The sequence below is a fragment of the Agrobacterium sp. SOY23 genome (assembly GCF_027212525.1).
Classification (GTDB): Bacteria; Pseudomonadota; Alphaproteobacteria; order Rhizobiales; family Rhizobiaceae; genus Agrobacterium; species Agrobacterium tumefaciens_I.
The window spans coordinates 23,003-42,290 of sequence record NZ_JAPWDT010000010.1; the positions used below are offsets into that span (position 1 = coordinate 23,003).

A 19,288-nucleotide genomic window follows, 5' to 3' on the forward strand; every position below is an offset into this window, starting at 1 on the left:
AAGTCAGCCCATGTTGCCTCTCTCCCGGGAATTGCCGATCATCAACAAGCGCGGTCTCCACGCCCGGGCATCCGCCAAGTTCGTGCAGATGGTCGAGGGGTTCGATGCGACGATCACGGTCTCCAAGGATGGCATGACCGTTGGCGGCACATCCATCATGGGCCTGATGATGCTGGCGGCAAGCCCCGGATGCAGCGTCTATGTCGAGGCGAGCGGCAATCAGGCGGCAGAGGCGCTGGCGGCACTGGAAGCGCTGGTCGCCGATCGCTTCGGCGAAGAAGCCTGAGTCGGTACCATATAAAGACATAAAGACTTCTTTATATCATCATTGCCAGATCGTTCGTGGCCTGCTAAACCGCTGCTACGTTTAAGAGCCGGGCTGTCAGGCACGGCATTTCTGATCTGGAGAACCTCATGAGCCTTGAGAAGGACTACGTCATCGCCGATATCAACCTTGCCGCATTCGGCCGCAAGGAACTGGACATCGCCGAAACCGAAATGCCGGGCCTGATGTCCTGCCGCAAGGAGTTCGGCGAAAGCAAGCCGCTGAAGGGTGCGCGCATCACCGGTTCGCTTCACATGACGATCCAGACCGGCGTTCTCATCGAAACGCTCAAGGAACTGGGCGCGGAAATCCGCTGGGCCTCCTGCAACATCTTCTCGACCCAAGACCATGCGGCAGCGGCCATTGCTGCAGCCGGCATTCCGGTCTTCGCCGTCAAGGGTGAAAGCCTGACGGAATATTGGGAATACACCGACAAGATCTTCCAGTGGACCGATGGCGGCCTCTCCAACATGATCCTCGATGATGGTGGCGACGCCACCATGTATATCCTGCTCGGCGCACGCGCTGAAGCCGGTGAAGACGTTCTTTCCAATCCGGGTTCGGAAGAAGAGGAAATCCTCTTCGCTCAGATCAACAAGCGCCTGAAGGCTTCGCCCGGCTGGTTCACCAAGCAGCGCGACGCACTGAAGGGCGTGACGGAAGAAACGACCACCGGCGTTCATCGTCTTTACGACCTCAGCAAGAAGGGTCTGCTGCCCTTCCCTGCCATCAACGTCAACGACAGCGTCACCAAGTCGAAATTCGACAACAAATACGGCTGCAAGGAATCTCTCGTCGACGGCATTCGCCGTGCAACCGACGTGATGATGGCCGGCAAGGTCGCCGTCGTTTGCGGTTACGGTGATGTGGGCAAGGGTTCCGCAGCCTCGCTGCAGGGCGCCGGCGCCCGCGTGAAGGTGACCGAAATCGACCCGATCTGCGCGCTTCAGGCCGCGATGGACGGTTTCGAAGTCGTCCGTCTGGAAGACGTGGTTTCCTCCGCCGACATCTTCATCACCACCACCGGCAACAAGGACGTGATCCGCATCGAGCATATGCGCGAGATGAAGGACATGGCCATCGTCGGTAACATCGGCCACTTCGACAACGAAATTCAGGTCGCCTCGCTGCGGAACCTGAAGTGGACGAACATCAAGCCGCAGGTCGACATGATCGAGTTCCCGAAGGGCAACCGCATCATCCTGCTCTCCGAAGGCCGCCTGCTGAACCTCGGCAATGCCACCGGTCACCCGTCCTTCGTCATGTCTGCGTCCTTCACCAACCAGGTGCTTGGCCAGATCGAGCTCTTCACCAAGCAGGGCGAATACAAGAACGAAGTTTACGTGCTGCCGAAGCACCTCGACGAGAAGGTCGCGCGCCTCCACCTCGAGAAGCTCGGTGTGCGGCTAACGGAACTTTCCGACCTTCAGGCAGATTATATCGGCATCTCCAAGGAAGGTCCGTTCAAGGCGGAACACTACAGATATTAATTTCATAGTTAATATCCACTGAAATTACACAATATCTAGATGCCGCGCGCTTGACAAAGCGCGCGGCATCTTTTTTGCGCGCTCCCTTTCCGCAGATTTATGAAGGCGGTATTGTCATCAGACTTGATTCGGACACGCCAAAGGGCGGCGGGGACGAAATGGGATGTCTTGTCGAAGATGCGGCACATAGGACGGAGACAGACCGGGGATGACGGTTCACAATTCGGATCTGCGCGAGCAGACAGTTCAACGCGTTGAAAACACGCATGCGGGCGTGGCATTGAGCGCGCAGGCGTCGGAGCATTTCTGCGCCTTTCCGGATGGAAAACCGGTACCCACTTTTCCTGCAAATGCTTTGGCACGGTGCCGGCTGGCAATCCGTGCGATCCGGACCGGCGTTTCGCGGGCGCATATCCTGCTTTCGGGTACGGTTCTCACCGGCTCGACGACCATTGCAATGGCCCAGGACGGCCTTGTGGCAAAGACCGGCGCGCGGCTCTTCTCGTCTGGAGAAACCATCACCTATTCGCTTTTCGTCGGCATGCTTTCGGCAACGCTGTTTTCCGTCGTCTGGCTGGTGCGTCAGCGCGGCAATATCGAGGCGGAAAGCAGCGAATACCGTCAGGCGCTGGCGCAATCCCACCACAAGATCGCGAAATACGAAGCGCTGATTTCCGACAGGAGCCGCCGCATCGTCATCTGGGACGGCGCGGACAAGCGCCCGGAATTTCTGGGGCAGCTGCCGGCCGAGACCGGTGTGCCGCAGGCGGATCAGGATTTTCTGGCATTCGGCCGCTGGCTGAAACCGGCATCCGCGAGCCAGCTTGAAAAATCCATCGAAAAACTGCGTAGCCACGCCCAGAGTTTCGATCTGACCATCGAGACGCAGCGTGGCGAAGTCATCGAGGTTCAGGGCCGCGTTTCCGGCGGCAATGCCTTTGCGCGTTTCATCGCGCTCAACAATCTGCGTGCCGAACTCGCCGAATTGCAGGTGGAGCGCGAGCGTCTGCTTGCCTCCGTCTCGACATTTCAGGAACTTCTCGACTCCATCGAACAGCCCGTCTGGCGTCGCAATGGCGAAGGTGAACTCACCTGGGTCAACCACGCTTATGCCCATGCGGTGGATGCGCGCAATGCCGAGCAGGCTATTCAGGAGAAGCGCGAACTTCTGAACACCGTCACCCGCCAGAAGATACGCGCGGCCGCGACACCGGAATCACCCTATCACGATCGTATTTCAACCGTCGTTTCCGGTAACCGCAGCTTCTTCGATGTCGTCGATATCAAGACGGCGGGCGGATCTGCCGGTATCGCCATCGATGCCACCGAAGCCGAAACCATCAGCGAGGAACTCAAGCGGGTTCTGAAAAGCCACGCGGAAACGCTCGATCATCTGGCAACTCCCGTTGCCATTTTCGACGGCCGGCAGCGGCTGCAATTCTACAATCAGGCTTTTGCCAGCCTGTGGGGTTTCGATCTGGTTTTCCTCGAATCCGGTCCTGATAATTCCGAGCTTCTGGACAGGCTGCGCAGCGCCGGCAAGTTGCCCGAACAGCTGAACTGGAAGAACTGGAAGGAGACGGCGCTTTCCGTCTACCGTTCGCTCGATACCAAGACCGATCTCTGGCACCTGCCCAACGGCCAGACGCTGCGGGTCATCGCCACGGCCCATCCGCAGGGTGGCGCGACCTGGGTTTTCGAGAACCTGACCGAGCAGGTCGACCTGCAGATGCGTTACAATACGCTGGTAAAGGTGCAGGGCGAAACCATCGACCATCTGGCCGAAGGTGTCGCCGTGTTCGGCGCAGACGGGCGCATTCGCCTGTCCAACCCGGCATTCCGGGCGCTCTGGGGTGTGACCGCCGAACAGGCGGAAACGGGCACGCATATTCGTGCCATCGAAACCGCCTGCGCCCAATCCTATGACGGGCCGGACGGCTGGCGCGCCTTCAGCCAGTTCATCACCAGCTTCGATGACGAACGACCCTCGCGGCAGGGCACGCTGGAACTGCTTTCCGGTCTCGTGCTCGATTATGCGATCATTCCGCTGCCGGATGCGCAGACCATGCTGACCTTCGTCAACATGACGGACAGCGTGCGCGCCGAGCGGGCGCTCAAGGAAAAGAACGACGCGCTCCTGAAGGCCGATGAGCTGAAGAACGATTTCGTGCAGCATGTTTCCTACGAACTGCGCTCGCCGCTGACCAATATCATCGGCTTCACCGATCTCCTGAAGACTCCCGGCATCGGCCAATTGACGGAACGGCAGGCGGAATATCTCGACCATATTTCCACCTCGTCCTCCGTTCTCCTGACCATTGTCAACGATATTCTCGATCTCGCGACCGTTGATGCGGGCATCATGCAGCTCAATTATTCGGATAATGATCTGAACGAGTTGCTCGACGATGTTTCGGTGCAGATCGCCGACCGGCTGCAGGAAAGCGGTATTTCGCTCGAGATCGTCGCGCCTGCCCATCTCGGCAGCCTGGTGGCTGACCACCAGCGGCTGAAACAGATTCTCATCAAGCTCCTGACCAACGCCATCAATTTTGCGCCGGAAGGCTCCTCGGTGCAGCTCTCCTGCCAGCGCAGCGAGGGTGACTTCGTATTCTCCGTTGCGGACAAGGGTCCGGGTATCCCTGAAGACATGCTGAAGACGGTGTTCGACCGTTTTGCGACGCGTGGCAATGGCGGGCGGCGGACCGGTGCGGGGCTTGGCCTTTCCATTGTCGAAAGCTTCGTCAGCCTGCATCACGGCACCGTCAGCATCGACAGCCGACCCGGCAACGGCACCATCGTCACCTGCCGTATTCCCTCCGCCACACGGCCGCATTCCATCGCCGCAGAATGAGCGAAGACATCTTGCCGATCACCATCTCCCTCGAAGGAGAAAAGGACACCATCAGGCTCGGTGAAGACCTTGCTCTCGCCCTGAAACCCGGTGATTGCCTGGCGCTGATCGGCGATCTCGGCGCCGGCAAGTCGACGCTCGCCCGCGCCTTCATTCGGGCCATGGCGGATGAGCCCGATCTTGAGGTTCCAAGCCCAACCTTCACCATCATCCAAACCTATGCCACACGCATTCCCGTCGCCCATCTCGATCTTTACCGGCTTTCGGATGTTTCGGAGCTGGATGAACTCGGCATCGACGAGATGCTGGAGGACGGTATCTGCCTGATCGAATGGCCGGATATCGCCGCCGAGGCTCTGCCGCCGGAACAGACGATCACCCTGCGCCTGACGCATTCGGGCGAAGGTCGCGTGGCCGTGATAGAGGCACCCGCACGACAGAAAGCACGGCTCGACCGTGTTTTCGCCATTCGTGAATTCCTAGCGAAAAACGGCAGAGGCGATGCGACCCGCCGTTTCCTGAGCGGCGATGCCTCCACACGCGCCTATGAGACGATTTCCACCGATGGCCCGGACCTCATCCTGATGGACTGGCGGCGCCCCATGCGAGGCGCGATCGTCGCGGATGGCAAGACCTATGCGGAAATCGTTCACCTCGCCCAGGATGCTCGCTCCTTCGTTGCGATCGGCGATTATCTGCGAGACAGCGGCTTCTGCGCGCCGGAGATTCTGGCCGCGGATATCGATCAGGGTATTCTCCTGCTGGAGGACCTCGGGCGGGAGGGTGTGCTGGCTACCGACGGCACACCAATAGAAGAACGTTATCTTCAAAGTGTCGCCTGTCTCGCCGCCCTTCACCAGACACCGCGCCCGGCATTGCTGCCGATGCGCGACGGCAGCACATACGAAATTCCTGCCTTTGACCGGCAGGCGATGAAGATCGAAGTCTCGCTACTGGTGGAATGGTATCTGCCCCATAAGCGCGGCGGAGCACTCACCGAAGGTGAGAAGCGGGACTATTACGCCATCTGGGACGGCCTGATCGACGCGCTCGCCGGCTGTGAAACGGGGCTTCTGCTACGCGACTTCCATTCGCCGAACCTGCTCTGGCAGGCTGAGAACAGCGGTATCCGGCAGGTTGGCCTGATCGATTTTCAGGACGCAATGATTGGCCCCACCGCTTATGATCTCGCCTCCATCGTGCAGGATGCGCGGGTTACCATCTCCCCCGAACTACAGACACGCCTGCTCTCGCATTATCTCGACAGCAGAAAAGCGACGCCTGCCTTTGATGAGACCTCATTCCTCAAGGCTTTCGCCATCATGTCGGCGCAGCGCAACTGCAAGCTTGCCGGTATCTGGGTGAGGCTGTTGGAACGGGACAAGAAACCCGGTTATATGAAACATATGCCGAGGACGTTCCGTTATCTCGCTGACGCGCTTTCGCATCCCGAACTCGCGCCACTCCGAGAGTGGTGTGTCCGCATGGGCATGGAATTTAACGACTAAACACGGTTGACCACAATGACGATCAAAAACGCGATGGTGCTGGCCGCCGGGCTTGGCACGCGGATGCGCCCGATCACCGATACGATCCCCAAGCCGCTTGTGAAGATCGCCGGCAAGCCGATGATCGACTACGCGCTCGACGCCCTTGTCGAAGCCGGAGCCGAGAAGATCGTCGTTAATGTGCATCACCATGCGGAGCAGATGATCGCCCATCTGGCGCATCGCTCGGACGCCGAAATACTGATTTCCGACGAGCGTTCCCAGCTGATGAATTCCGGCGGCGGGCTCGCAAAAGGCCTGAAGCTTCTGAAACCCGGTCCGGTCTTCGTCATGAATGCCGATCTCTTCTGGATTGGCGAGCAATTGAACGCCGTCAGCAATCTGCGCAAGCTTGCGCAGTTCTTCGACCCGGCCCGCATGGATATGGCGTTGCTCTGCGTCGACATGGATCGCACCACCGGCCACAATGGCAAGAGGGATTTCAACCTTGCCGCTGACGGGAAACTGGCGCGTTATCGCGACGGAGACCCGAACCCGATGGTTTATGCTGGCGCCATTGCCATGGATTCGCGCCTGCTCGACGATGCGCCGACGGATGCCTTCAACCTCAATATCTATTTCGACCGGGCCATTGAGAGAGAACGGCTTTTCGGGCTTTCTCTGGATGGCCACTGGATCACCGTCGGCACGCCGGATGCGATTGACGATGCGGAAAGCATCATCCGGCAGTTCAGGGAAAAACGTTTCGCATGACGCTCACCCACCACGCAAAGCGCGTCCTGACGATCGCTGCGGGAACGCCGTTCCTCAAGACGCTCGCGGAAACGCTGTGTGACGGGCGGCTAACAGCCGGCTATAGATATGATCCGGACGACCCTCTTTCACTTGCAAGCGTGACGATCTATGTGCCGACGCGGCGCTCCGCCCGCGTGCTGCGCTCCGAATTCGTCGATCTTCTGGGCGGCCGATCCGCCATTCTGCCGCTGATCCGGCCTCTTGGTGAAACGGATGACGATAGCGGTTTCTTCGACATCGAAAATCCTGAGATCATGGATCTGGCGCCACCGATTTCCGGTACCGGCCGGCTGATCGAACTGGCACGCCTCATCCTCGCCTGGCGCAACAGCCTGCCCGACGCCATCCGGGCGATTCATTCGGATTCGCCACTGGTCGCCCCCGCCAGCCCCGCCGACGCCATCTGGCTCGCGCGAGCGCTTGGCGAGGTGATCGACGCGATGGATACCGAAGAGAAGGATTGGGAGGCGTTGCAGCATCTCGATACCGGCGAACATGCGCAATGGTGGCAACTGACGGCGGATTTCTTGAAGATCGCCAGCGTCTTCTGGCCGGCGCGGCTTGCCGAACTCAACCGCTCCTCTGCGGGCCGGCATCGCAACGCCATCCTTCGGGCGGAGGCGGACCGGCTTGCCAATTTGCCGGATACCGGGCCGATCATCGTGGCGGGCTCCACAGGCTCCATTCCGGCAGCCGCCGATCTCATCGCCGCCGTTGCGGCCCTGCCGCAGGGCACCGTCGTGCTTCCGGGGCTCGATCTTGCCATGCCCGAAGAACAGTGGCAGGCGATTGCCGAGGACCCCACCGATCCTTCGAGCCGCACCCATTCGCAATATGGGCTTTATATGCTGCTACAGAAGCTCGGCATGTTCCGGGACGATGTGGCTCAGATCGGTGCTCTCGATCGTGATCTGGAAAAACGCGCGGCCGTATTTTCGGCCGCCCTCGCACCCGCCAAGTCCACAAGCGACTGGAACCGCTGGCGCGAAGACAGGGATCCCGGCTTTTTCTACGAGGCCTTCGCGGCGGCCACATTGATCGAGGCCGCCAATGAGCGTGAAGAAGCAACCGCCATCGCAGTGGCGCTCAGACTGGCACTCGAAACATCGGGGACGGGACGACCGTCTCAGGCGGCGCTGATAACGCCCGACCGCGGGCTGGCGCGGCGGGTCGCGACCGAGTTGCAGCGTTTCGGCATCGAAGCCGACGATTCGGCCGGTACGCCACTGTCCGCCACGCCGCAGGCAGGGCTGACACAACTGGCGCTGGAGGCGATCCTAAGGCCCGGAGACCCGGTGCCGATCATTTCACTTCTGAAGCATCCCCTCGCCCGCTTCGGGCTTTCCGGTGACGCTTTTACCAAGGCTTCGAAAGCGCTGGAGCTGATCGCTCTGCGCGGCGGGCGCGTCGAAACCGAAATCGGCAATCTCGAAGCGGTTCTGGATGCGCAACTTCTGGCCCAGCGCGACGACCGGCACCCACCTGCTTGGCGGGTGGCGCTGCCGGAGGGAAGCGTTGAGGCGGCCCGCGATCTTGCGCGGCGTATAGCGACTGCCACGGAGCCACTCGGTTCCGCCTTCATCCGTCGTGACCGTTCCGGTCGCGCCTTCACCGATAAATTGCCGCTTTCCGACTGGGCGGAGCGGACGGGCCGGGTGATCGAGGCCATCTGTGCCGACGACAGCAATGATCTGGCCGCATTGTGGTCCGGCGAGGCAGGAGACAAACTCTCAAGCCTCTTTGCGGAACTGATGGAGAGCGGCGACATCCTCGATGCGGACGGGCCGCAATGGATCGACATTTTTGCGGCACTGGTGGCCGGCGAATCGATCAAGCCGCGATCCATGCGTCATCCGCGTATTTTCATCTTCGGCGCGCTGGAGGCGCGGCTGCAAAGTGTCGACACCATCGTCATCAGCGGCCTCAATGAAGGGCTCTGGCCGGGCCAGACGGCCAATAATCCGTTCCTGTCCCGCAGCATGAAGACCGCCATTGGGTTGGAACCGCCGGAACGGCGCATCGGCCAACTAGCACATGATTTCGAGATGGCGAATGGTACAAGGCAGATCTTTTACACCCGGGCGCTGAGGCAGGGCTCCACCCCCGCCGTCGCCTCCCGCTGGCTGCAACGGCTGCTGGCGCTGGGCGGCGAGAATTTCGCCGAACAACTGAGGAAGCGCGGCGAGACCTATCGCCATTGGGCAGGTCTGATGGATGAAAGCATCGATCAGGAGACGGCAAAGCGCCCTGCCCCCAAACCGCCGGCAGATCTGCAGCCGAAGAGCTACTCCTTCAGCGAAGTGGGACGCCTGCGCCGCGATCCCTATTCGATCTATGCGCGGCGCATCCTGAAACTGGACCCGCTCGACCCGTTCAACCGCGACCCGAACGCCGCCGATCGCGGTACGCTCTATCACAGGATTATCGAGCGTTATTCCCGTGAGGAGCCCGTTCCCGGCACACCGGCCTCGCTCGCAGCCATGCAACGCATTCTCGACGAATGTTTCGACGCGGAAAACCTGCCTGCGCATGTGGATGTTATCTGGCGTCCGCGTTTTGCGGCGGTGGCCCGCGCCTTCATCGATTGGGAGAAAGAACGGCAACCCTCCATCCGCCGAAGCTTTTTCGAAGCACGGGCGGGCCAAGAAATCGCCGAGGCAGGCATCCGGCTGACCGGCGTCGCCGACCGTATCGACATCAAGACCAGCGGCCAGGCGGATATTATCGACTACAAGACCGGTCTTGCACCTTCCGTCAATCAGGCGCGCGCGCTGCTCGACCCGCAACTGGCGCTGGAAGCGGCGGCACTGATGCGCGGCGCCTTCCGCGAAACGGGTTCGCCCACGCCTGACAATCTCATCTATGTGCGCCTGCGGCCCGGCGAGCGTTTTTTTGCCGATCAGGTGAATAACGAACATTCCAGCCGAAGCGGCAAGAGACCACCGAAATCCGCTATCGAACTGGCGACGGAATCGATCGACCAGCTCGCCAAATTCGTTCGTTCACTTCGCGAAGGTGAAAACGGCTTCGCCTCGCGGCTGGTGCCGGAAGAGCAGCAATCCTATGGCGGGGAATATGACCACCTCGCCCGCGTTTCGGAATGGTCGACGGCGGAACCGGGAGACGGCGATGACGATTGATCCCTTCGACGCCGGACCCGCCGCCGATACGCCCGAAAGCTGGATCGACTGGACCAGCGCCCGGCAGCGGCTTGCCTCCGATCCCGCAAGTTCCGCATGGGTGTCGGCCAATGCCGGCTCCGGCAAGACCCATGTGCTGACCCAGCGCGTCATTCGCCTGCTTCTGGCCGGGTGCCGCCCCTCGGCGATCCTCTGCCTCACCTATACCAAGGCCGCGGCATCTGAAATGTCGAGCCGCGTCTTCGACCGGCTGGCGGAATGGGCAACTTTGCCGGATTCCGATCTCAAGGACCGCATCACCACCATCGAAGGCAAGGTGCCGGATCGTATCAAGCTCGCCGAAGCACGGCGGCTGTTCGCCAAGGCGCTGGAGACGCCGGGCGGGTTGAAAATCCAGACCATTCACGCTTTCTGCGAAGCCCTGCTGCACCAATTCCCGTTAGAGGCCAATGTCGCCGGCCATTTCTCGGTTCTCGACGATCGTGCCGCCACCACGCTTCTGGCAGAAGCACGGCGCTCGCTTCTGACAGCGGTTTCGACCGAGGATGATACGGATTTGGCACAGGCGCTCGCCTATGTGCTCGATCTCGCCGACGAAAGCGGGCTGGAAGCGCTGCTTTCCGCCATCATCGCCAATCGCAGCGCGCTTCGCACCTTTCTGCACGAGGCAAAACAGTCGGGCGGCCTCGATGCCCGTTTGCGGCAGGACATGCAAATCGCTGCCGGGGAGACCGAGGAGACCGCGGCGGCGGCCTTCTGGCCCCTGCCCGGCCTTTCCGGGCTGGCGCTCGACACCTATCTCACCCTTGCCGACGAGGTTGGTGGAGCGCGTGTCATCGAGGTGGCCTATGCGCTCCGCGAAGCAAAGCGGCAAACGGACCCGGCGCGGAGGATGGAGTTCATCGAAGCCGCGCTGCTGACAGCCAAGGGTGAGAAAAAATCAGATCCCTATGTCATCAACAAGGGCATGCAGAAATCCGCGCCTGATCTCGTTGATGCGCTGACGCTGGCGCGCGACCATGTCGTGGCCTGCCGCAATCGCTATCGTCTGGTGCGCATGCTGGCGGCAACAAAAAGTGCCCTTGTGCTGGCCGAGCGGTTGATCGGCGATTTCGAAGACCTGAAAAAGCAACGTAGCCAGCTGGATTTCGAAGACCTGATCGAGCGCGCCGCCAATCTGCTCAATCGCGATACGGCAGGCGCTTGGGTGCATTACAAGCTGGATCAGGGCATCGACCATATTCTGGTCGACGAGGCGCAGGATACCAGCCCGGTGCAATGGTCAATCATCCAGTCGCTGGCGGCGGATTTCTTCAATGGTGAAAGCGCCCGTATGGGGCGGCGGACGCTGTTTGCCGTGGGTGACGAAAAACAGTCGATCTATTCCTTTCAGGGCGCGCGGCCTGAACGGTTCTCGCAGGAGCGTGACGAGACCAAAAGGCGTGTCGATCAGGTGAAACAGGCCTTTCACCGCATCCGCCTGCCGCTCTCCTTCCGTTCCACTGAGGATGTGCTGGCCGCCGTCGATCAGGTCTTTTCGGACCCGAAAAATGCAAGCGGCCTCAGCGCTGACAATGAGCCCGTCGAACATCGCTCCAACCGCGCCGGCCATCCCGGCACGGTGGAAGTGTGGGATATGGTGGCGCCGGAAACCACGGAAGATGAAGAGGACTGGACGGCCCCCTTCGATGCCCTGCGCGAAAGCGCCCCGGCCACCATCGTCGCGCGCCGCATCGCCGCGCGCATTGCCGATATGATCGGAAATGAAACCATCATTGAAAAGGGTGTGGAGCGCGCCGTCGAGCCGGGCGATATTCTCGTGCTTGTCAGAAAGCGTGCTGCCTTCGTCAACGCGCTGACCCGCGAGTTGAAGCGGCGCAAGAACATTCCCGTCGCCGGTGCCGACCGCCTCCGCCTGACCGATCACATTGCCGTGCAGGATCTCCTGGCGCTCGGCCGGTTCGTAGTGCTGCCGGAGGACGATCTTTCGCTGGCGGCGCTGCTGAAAAGCCCGCTTTTCAACCTGACGGAAGACGATGTCTTCGAGATCGCAGCGACGCGATCCGAGATGGAAAGCGTGTGGCAAAGGCTGCAAGTCCTTTCGCAGGAAGAAACCAGCCGCCTTTCCCTCGTTACCGATAAGCTTCGGGGTTTCATTGCGCTTTCAAAAACAGCCACGGTGCATGATTTTTTCGCAGCGGTTCTGACGCTGCATGACGGGCGCAAAAAATTCCTCGGGCGGCTTGGCAACGAGGCGAGCGACGTTCTCGACGAGTTCCTGTCCTTTGCGCTGGATCACGAAAGAACCGGCCTGCCCGGCCTTCAGGCCTTTCTTTCCGTTCTGGAGACCGATTCACCTGAAGTGAAGCGCGAGCAGGACAAGGATCGCGGCGAAGTGCGCATCATGACCGTGCACGCCTCCAAGGGGCTGGAAGCGCCGGTGGTTTTTGTCGTCGATGGCGGCTCGAAAGCCTTCAACCACAGCCATGTGCCGAAACTGCGCTTCGTCGAAGCGGACGGCGATGCCTTTCCGGTCTGGCTGCCCGGCAGCGGTTTTTCCAATCATCTCATCCGCACCGATGAGGAACGTCTGAAGACGGCGGCGGAAGACGAATATCGCCGGCTGCTTTATGTGGCGATGACGCGCGCCGCCGATCATCTGGTCGTTTGCGGTTATCGCGGCCAGAAAGAAAATCCCGAATGCTGGCATGCCATCGTCAAGGCAGCGCTTGCGGACAATCAGGATCATTGCCAGCCGCAGCTGTTCGTCGCCGATGGCGAGGAATGGCAGGGGCTCGTCTGGCGCAAGTCCGAAGCACGCTCGACGCCCGCCCCGCAAAAGCCGGCGGAACCCCGGCAGGAAGAAGACCACGCGCTTCCGCCCGGCCTCCTCGCACCGCTGCCAGCCCTGCCCTCATTACCGCGGCCGCTCAGCCCTTCTGGTGCCGGCACCATCATTGATGACGGCGCGGACGATCTGGCCGTGCGTTCACCGCTGTTCGGGGAAAAGACCGAAACCTCCAGCCTTGCCCTGCAAAGGGGCAGGCTGGTGCATCGCATGCTGCAAGCCCTGCCGGATTTTGCGGAAAGCGAGCGCGAAGAGGCAGCGCGGCGTTATGTCGAGCGCGCGGCGCGTTTCTGGCCCGCCACTGAGCGGGAGCATTTGATACAGGCGGTTTTGCGGGTTCTGTCCGAACCGGCGGTGCAACCGGCCTTTTCCGCCAACAGCCGTGCGGAAGTGTCGATCATGGGCACGATGACCCTCGGCCGGCAGCACTATGCCGTTTCCGGCCGCATCGACCGGCTGGCGGTGGAGGGCAACCGGGTCATTCTGGTCGACTACAAGACGAACCGCGTGCCGCCGCGCGAAGCACGCGAAATTCCCTTCTCACACGTCGCGCAGCTTGCCATTTATCGCGAAATTCTGGCGCCGCTTTATCCCGGCAAGGAATTTGTCTGTGCGCTGATCTATACGGAAAATGCCGCTTTTGTACGGGTCGGCGACGATGCCATGGCGGAGGCCCTTGCCGCAATAAAGACAAAGTGAGATACCGGGGCATTGAAATTTCGACGCGCCCGCATCACATCGATAGCGGAAAAGATTAGCTGAAAGGAGAGCCAGATATGGCTACCGTAAAAGTCGATGCCGCCAACTTCCAGTCCGAAGTCCTTGAATCCGCCGAACCCGTCGTGGTGGATTTCTGGGCCGAGTGGTGCGGTCCGTGCAAGATGATCGCGCCGAGCCTTGAGGAAATCTCCTCCGAGCTCGCCGGCAAGGTCAAGGTTGCGAAGCTCAACATCGACGAAAACCCGGAACTGGCCGCCCAGTTTGGCGTTCGCTCGATCCCGACGCTCGCCATGTTCAAGGGTGGCGAAGTGGCCGATATCAAGGTAGGCGCTGCTCCCAAGACCGCGCTTTCCGCTTGGATTTCCAGCGCCGCTTGAGCATCATCCGATAGAATAAAAAAGCCCGGCATCATCGCCGGGCTTTTTTATTATTGGGGAACCGTGCCGTTGAAGGCAAGGGCGTTTCCGGCAAGATAAAGCGACCCGCCGATCAGGATGCGCGGCGGCGGTCCTTCGGGATCGACACGGCGCGAGAGCTCTTCCAGAGCGTGCGTCAATGACGACGTGGGCGCTGCCACGAGACCGGCATCAAAGGCGGCATGGGCAAGCACGACAGGGTCGATCGCCGCATCCGTGCCGCCGATCGGCACGGTGAAGACATATTCGGCGATATCGGCAAAAGCCTTGAAGTAGCCCACCGGATCCTTGGTATTGATCATGCCCACTATGATGAAGAGCGGGCGCGGCGTCTTTTCCTCAAAACCTGCCATGGCCTCGGCAATCACTTCGCCCGCGCCGGGGTTGTGACCGCCATCGATCCAGATTTCCGCGCCCTTCGGGGCGATTTCCGCGATTTTGCCGGTCAGGATGCGCTGAAGACGGCCGGGCCATTCCACTGAGGTCATGGCCTTTTCGATCATCCGTTCAGTCACTTCGAAACCCGCGGCCTTGACGGCACGGATTGCCGCGGCAGCATTGGCGAGCTGATGGCGGCCGGGAAGCCGCGGCAAAGGCGCATCCGTCAGACCGAACTCGTCCTGATAAACCATGCGGCCGAATTCTTCATGCGCGGAAAAATCCTGTCCGTAGACGGAAACGGGGCAACCAATACGTTCGGCCGTGGCAACAAGCGTATCCAGCGCCGCATCATATTCCTGATGGCCGATGACGACAGGCGAGCCCTTTTTCATGATGCCGGCCTTTTCAGCGGCAATCAGTTCCACGCGGTCGCCGAGATAGGCCTGGTGATCAAGCGAGATCGGCATGATAACGGAAACCGCCGGATTATTGATGACATTGGTTGCATCGAAACGGCCGCCCAGGCCAACCTCCACGACGGCGGCATCGGCGGGCTGTTCCGCAAAAAGCACGAACATCGCCGCAGTCAGAATTTCGAAAACAGTGATTGTCTGACCAGCATTGGCAGCTTCAATGCGGCGCAGCGCATCCGCAAATATCTCGTCTTCGACGTAGCGGCCTTTATCACCCGCCACGCCGATGCGGTATCGTTCATGCCAGTTTACAAGATGCGGCGAGGTATGAACGTGGACGGAAAGTCCTGCGGCCTCTAGCAGAGCACGGCAGAAAGCAGTAACAGAACCCTTGCCATTGGTGCCCGCCACATGGATTACCGGCGGCATTCTGTTTTGCGGATTGCCTAGTTTTTCGAGAAGACGGGAAATTCTGTCGAGTGAAAGATCAAACCCCTTGGGATGGAGCTGCATCAGCTCTTCAATGATCTTTTCGGCCTCACCGATCGCGGGCTTCGTCATGTCTTCCATTCGCCTTTCAGGCGTTTTGCTTGCCATTTGTCCGCCGCCCCAAAAAATGAAATCAGGCAACGTTATAGCATCATCCCGAAGGCAGTTTATGCCTCCGGGCGACATATTTTTTTCCTCAGGCCGAAGCGGCCAGCCGAACCACGGCGTTTGCATTGTCAGCAGGCGCTTTGGTCATGATCTTCAGCATGCTGGCCAGCGTGTCCGGGATTTCGCGACGATCAATGACCATATCCACCATGCCGTGTTCCAGCAGGTATTCCGAGGTCTGGAAGCCTTCCGGCAGCTTTTCGCGAATGGTCTGCTCGATGACGCGCTTGCCGGCAAAGCAGATTTCCGCACCCGGCTCGGCAATATGCACATCGCCCAGCATGGCGTAGGAGGCCGTGACGCCACCCGTGGTCGGGTTTGTCAGAACCACGATATAGGGCATGCCGGCTTCTTTCAGCATGTTCACTGCAACCGTCGTGCGCGGCAGCTGCATCAGCGAAAGAATACCTTCCTGCATGCGGGCACCGCCGGATGCCGGGAACATGACGAGCGGGCAACGCTCGGAGATGGCGCGCTCAAAAGCCTTGACGATAGCCTCGCCGGCGGCAATGCCGAGCGAGCCGCCCATGAACTGGAATTCATGCACAACGGCAACGATCTTCAGGCCCTTCAGCAGGCCAACACCGGCAAGGATCGTATCTTCCTGCTCGGTCTTTGCACGGCTGTCGCGCAGGCGATCGGTGTATTTCTTGGAATCGCGGAATTTCAGCGGGTCCTGCGCCACTTTCGGCTGCGGCAATGCCTCATAGACGCCGCCATCAAAAAGATCGGCAAGGCGCGCCTTGGCCGGCATCTTCATGTGGTAGCCGGAAGCCGGGATGACCCACTTGTTGTCTTCCAGATCCTTGTGGAAGACCATCTCGCCCGTTTCCGGGCACTTGATCCACAGGTTCTCCGGAACCTCCGGGCGGCGGCCAAGCATGGAATTGATCCGCGGCCGAACGTAATTGGTGATCCAGTTCAACTGTCTACTCCTGACTGGGCCGCGCGCTTATTCCGCAGCGGCGAGGCGCGATGCACGCACGCCCGTTGAAAGTCCTTTTACCAGCGTCGTAACAGCCGGCACAGTATCGGCGGTCGCCTGCCCGTCCTTGGTCAGGCTGCCCGCAATCTGGTTGACGATGGCGGAACCCACCACCACGCCATCCGCCACGGCGCCGATCGCCTTGGCATGATCGGCCGTCTTGACGCCGAAACCGACACAAACCGGCAGTTCCGTATGCGCCTTGATACGACCGACAGCGCCCGAGATCAACGAGGGATCGGGAAGTGCTGAACCGGTGATACCGTTCATCGAGACGTAATACACGAAACCTGAGGTATTTTTAAGGACGGCAGGCAGACGCTTGCCATCCGTCGTCGGTGTGGCAAGGCGGATGAAGTTGATGCCGCGCGCGAGCGCCGGAATGCAGAGTTCATCGTCCATTTCCGGTGGCAGGTCGACCACGATCAGGCCGTCGATGCCGGCAGCCAGCGCGTCGTCCAGAAACTTTTCGACGCCGTAAATATAGATCGGATTGTAGTAGCCCATCATCACGATCGGCGTTGCATTATCTTGCCTGCGGAACTCGCGGGCGAGATCGAGCGTGGTCTTCAGCGTCTGGCCGCCCTTCAGCGCGCGCTGGCCCGCCAGCTGAATGGCCGGGCCATCCGCCATCGGGTCGGAAAACGGCATGCCGAGTTCGATAACGTCGGCGCCTGCTTCCGGCAGTGCCTTCATGATGCCAAGCGAGGTCTGGAAATCCGGGTCGCCGCCCATGAAATAGGTAATCAGGGCTGGGCGATTTTCAGCGCGCAGATCGGCAAAGCGCTTGTCCATACGTGCAGTCATGATCTTATACATCCATTCCAAGGAATTTGCTGACGGTGTGGACATCCTTGTCGCCGCGGCCGGAGAGGTTCATCAGGATGATCTCATCCTTGCCCATCTTCGGCGCACGCTTGATGACCTCGGCCAAAGCGTGGCTCGGTTCCAGCGCCGGAATGATGCCTTCGAGGCGGGTCAGCATCTGGAAGGCGTCCAGCGCTTCATGGTCCATGATCGGCACATATTCGACGCGGCCGACGTCGTTCAGCCAGGAATGTTCAGGACCGATACCGGGATAGTCGAGACCAGCGGAGATCGAATGGCCTTCCTTGATCTGGCCGTCCTCATCCTGCAGCAGATAGGTACGGTTGCCATGCAGCACGCCCGGCGAACCGGCGGTGATCGAGGCGCAATGTTCGTCGCCCGAAAGACCCTTGCCGCCAGCTTCGACGCCAACGATGCGGACATTCTTGTCGTCGAGGAACGGATGGAAGATGCCGATGGCGTTCGAGCCACCGCCAACGGCGGCAACGACCAGATCCGGCAGACGGCCTTCCGCCTCCAGCATCTGTGCCTTGGCTTCTTCGCCGATGACCGCCTGGAAATCGCGAACCATTTCCGGATAGGGATGCGGGCCGGCTGCGGTGCCGATCAGGTAATACGTATCCTCGACATTGGTGACCCAGTCACGCAGTGCCTCGTTCATGGCGTCCTTGAGCGTGCCATGGCCGGCCGTGACCGGCTTTACCTCGGCGCCCAGAAGCTTCATGCGGAAAACGTTCGGGGCCTGACGGGCAACATCGGTTGCGCCCATGTAAACGACGCAGGGCAGGCCGAAGCGTGCAGCGACGGTTGCCGAGGCGACGCCGTGCTGGCCGGCACCGGTTTCGGCAATGATGCGGGTCTTGCCCATACGCTTGGCAAGCAGGATCTGGCCGAGGCAATTGTTGATCTTGTGCGAACCGGTATGGTTCAGCTCTTCGCGCTTGAAATAAATCTTCGCGCCGCCGAGTTCCGCCGTCAGGCGCTCCGCGAAATAAAGCGGGCTCGGGCGGCCGGTGTAGTGCGCGCCGAGATGCTTCAGTTCCGCCTGAAACTCAGGATCGCTCTTGGCCTTGTCCCATTCCGCCTGCAAATCCAGAATAAGCGGCATCAGCGTTTCGGCAACGAAGCGGCCTCCGTAAATGCCGAAACGGCCGTCCTCATCAGGACCAGCACGAAAAGAATTGGGTGTTGGCGCGTCGTTCACTTCAAGCTCCCTTTGGGCCTTTCGACCAATCATTCACCACATCGAAAAAAGCGTCGATCTTGGACAAATCCTTGACGCCCGGCGCGCTTTCCACACCGGACGACAAATCCAGCCCGCTTGCCCTGGTCTCCGCCAGTGCCTCGGTGACATTATCCTTGTTCAGCCCCCCGGAAAGCATGTAATTCACACTTTCGTCAAGTGAGCGCAGGATCGTCCAGTCGAACGAGACGCCGTTGCCGCCCGGAAGCTCGGAACCGGCGGGCGCCTTGGCATCCAGCAGGAAGCGATCAGCTATGCCGATATAAGGCTCGATTTTGGCAAGATCAGCGGCATCGCGAATGGAAATCGCCTTCATGACAGGCAGGCCGTAAAGCGCCTTGATGTTCAGCAGCCGCTCCGGGCTTTCACTGCCATGCAGTTGCAGGATATCCGGCCTTACGAGATCGACGATTTCATCGAGATAATCATTGTCGGCATCGACGGTAACGGCAACCACCTTGGCGGCGCCGCGGGCGGCTTCTGCCAGCCTGCCGGCAAGATCCGGCTCGATGTAGCGCGGGCTTTTTTCAAAGAAAATAAAACCGACATGGGACGCACCGCGCCGGACGGCGCGCTCCAGCGTTTCCGGTGTCTTCAATCCGCAAATCTTGATATCCGGTTTCATACCCGCGACCTGACATGAAATGCGACAAGAGTCGAGCCAAATCGCATCCATTTTCGATGG

At 60.3% G+C, this 19,288-nt stretch carries 13 protein-coding genes; 8 read left to right on the forward strand and 5 right to left on the reverse strand.

Annotation, left to right across the window (positions count from 1 at the left end; translation table 11 throughout):
- Positions 1-10: 10 nt before the first annotated feature.
- From O3S81_RS23365 to trxA, 8 genes are all read left to right on the forward strand, one after another.
- Positions 11-286, forward strand: coding sequence for an HPr family phosphocarrier protein (locus O3S81_RS23365; protein WP_269347101.1), 276 nt, complete (start codon positions 11-13; stop codon positions 284-286).
- Positions 287-414: 128 nt separating this feature from the next.
- Positions 415-1,815, forward strand: a complete 1,401-nt coding sequence (gene ahcY / locus O3S81_RS23370) for an adenosylhomocysteinase (protein ID WP_269347102.1) — start codon at positions 415-417, stop codon at positions 1,813-1,815.
- Between the two features lie 208 nt (positions 1,816-2,023).
- Positions 2,024-4,669 carry a sensor histidine kinase gene (locus O3S81_RS23375; protein ID WP_269347103.1) on the forward strand — a complete coding sequence of 882 codons (2,646 nt, stop codon included), beginning with the start codon at positions 2,024-2,026 and terminating at the stop codon, positions 4,667-4,669.
- The gene (gene tsaE, locus O3S81_RS23380; protein WP_269347104.1) at positions 4,666-6,177 is read left to right on the forward strand and encodes a tRNA (adenosine(37)-N6)-threonylcarbamoyltransferase complex ATPase subunit type 1 TsaE; all 1,512 of its coding nucleotides are present in this window, start codon (positions 4,666-4,668) and stop codon (positions 6,175-6,177) included. Before O3S81_RS23375 ends, tsaE begins: the two co-directional genes overlap by 4 nt.
- Before the next feature lie 15 nt (positions 6,178-6,192).
- Positions 6,193-6,930 carry a nucleotidyltransferase family protein gene (locus O3S81_RS23385; RefSeq protein WP_269347105.1) on the forward strand — a complete coding sequence of 246 codons (738 nt, stop codon included), beginning with the start codon at positions 6,193-6,195 and terminating at the stop codon, positions 6,928-6,930.
- On the forward strand, positions 6,927-10,112 hold the full coding sequence (gene addB, locus O3S81_RS23390; protein WP_269347106.1) for a double-strand break repair protein AddB: 3,186 nt from the start codon (positions 6,927-6,929) through the stop codon (positions 10,110-10,112). The genes O3S81_RS23385 and addB overlap by 4 nt, the downstream gene beginning before the upstream one ends.
- Positions 10,102-13,659 carry a double-strand break repair helicase AddA gene (addA, locus tag O3S81_RS23395; RefSeq protein ID WP_269347107.1) on the forward strand — a complete coding sequence of 1,186 codons (3,558 nt, stop codon included), beginning with the start codon at positions 10,102-10,104 and terminating at the stop codon, positions 13,657-13,659. Before addB ends, addA begins: the two co-directional genes overlap by 11 nt.
- Before the next feature lie 77 nt (positions 13,660-13,736).
- Complete coding sequence (gene trxA, locus O3S81_RS23400) at positions 13,737-14,057, forward strand: thioredoxin (RefSeq protein ID WP_269347108.1); 321 nt, start codon at positions 13,737-13,739, stop codon at positions 14,055-14,057.
- 50 nt (positions 14,058-14,107) lie between these two features.
- On the opposite strand, the gene O3S81_RS23405 is transcribed toward trxA, so the two are convergent.
- The 5 genes from O3S81_RS23405 to O3S81_RS23425 form a co-directional block, all read right to left on the reverse strand.
- Positions 14,108-15,487, reverse strand: coding sequence for a bifunctional folylpolyglutamate synthase/dihydrofolate synthase (locus tag O3S81_RS23405; RefSeq protein WP_442864985.1), 1,380 nt, complete (start codon positions 15,485-15,487; stop codon positions 14,108-14,110).
- Between the two features lie 88 nt (positions 15,488-15,575).
- Entirely contained in the window at positions 15,576-16,472 is an 897-nt protein-coding gene (gene accD / locus O3S81_RS23410; RefSeq protein WP_269347110.1) for an acetyl-CoA carboxylase, carboxyltransferase subunit beta, read from the reverse strand.
- A 27-nt stretch (positions 16,473-16,499) separates the two neighbouring features.
- A complete protein-coding gene (gene trpA, locus O3S81_RS23415) occupies positions 16,500-17,339 on the reverse strand; it encodes a tryptophan synthase subunit alpha (RefSeq protein ID WP_269347111.1) in 840 nt (279 codons plus the stop codon).
- A gap of 4 nt (positions 17,340-17,343) precedes the next feature.
- A complete protein-coding gene (gene trpB, locus O3S81_RS23420; protein WP_269347112.1) occupies positions 17,344-18,564 on the reverse strand; it encodes a tryptophan synthase subunit beta in 1,221 nt (406 codons plus the stop codon).
- A 1-nt stretch (position 18,565) separates the two neighbouring features.
- Positions 18,566-19,228: a phosphoribosylanthranilate isomerase gene (locus O3S81_RS23425; RefSeq protein WP_269347113.1), complete on the reverse strand. Its 663-nt coding sequence runs from the start codon at positions 19,226-19,228 to the stop codon at positions 18,566-18,568.
- Positions 19,229-19,288: the final 60 nt, after the last annotated feature.

Bases quoted from the DNA above. Each gene is read 5' to 3' on its own strand.
- addA (WP_269347107.1), top strand. From the start codon at position 10,102: ATGACGATTGATCCCTTCGACGCCGGACCCGCCGCCGATACGCCCGAA.
- ahcY (WP_269347102.1), top strand. From the start codon at position 415: ATGAGCCTTGAGAAGGACTACGTCATCGCCGATATCAACCTTGCCGCA.
- O3S81_RS23365 (WP_269347101.1), top strand. From the start codon at position 11: ATGTTGCCTCTCTCCCGGGAATTGCCGATCATCAACAAGCGCGGTCTC.
- O3S81_RS23375 (WP_269347103.1), top strand. From the start codon at position 2,024: ATGACGGTTCACAATTCGGATCTGCGCGAGCAGACAGTTCAACGCGTT.
- trxA (WP_269347108.1), top strand. From the start codon at position 13,737: ATGGCTACCGTAAAAGTCGATGCCGCCAACTTCCAGTCCGAAGTCCTT.
- O3S81_RS23405 (WP_442864985.1), bottom strand. From the start codon at position 15,487: ATGGCAAGCAAAACGCCTGAAAGGCGAATGGAAGACATGACGAAGCCC.
- O3S81_RS23385 (WP_269347105.1), top strand. From the start codon at position 6,193: ATGACGATCAAAAACGCGATGGTGCTGGCCGCCGGGCTTGGCACGCGG.
- O3S81_RS23425 (WP_269347113.1), bottom strand. From the start codon at position 19,228: ATGAAACCGGATATCAAGATTTGCGGATTGAAGACACCGGAAACGCTG.
- addB (WP_269347106.1), top strand. From the start codon at position 6,927: ATGACGCTCACCCACCACGCAAAGCGCGTCCTGACGATCGCTGCGGGA.
- tsaE (WP_269347104.1), top strand. From the start codon at position 4,666: ATGAGCGAAGACATCTTGCCGATCACCATCTCCCTCGAAGGAGAAAAG.
- trpA (WP_269347111.1), bottom strand. From the start codon at position 17,339: ATGACTGCACGTATGGACAAGCGCTTTGCCGATCTGCGCGCTGAAAAT.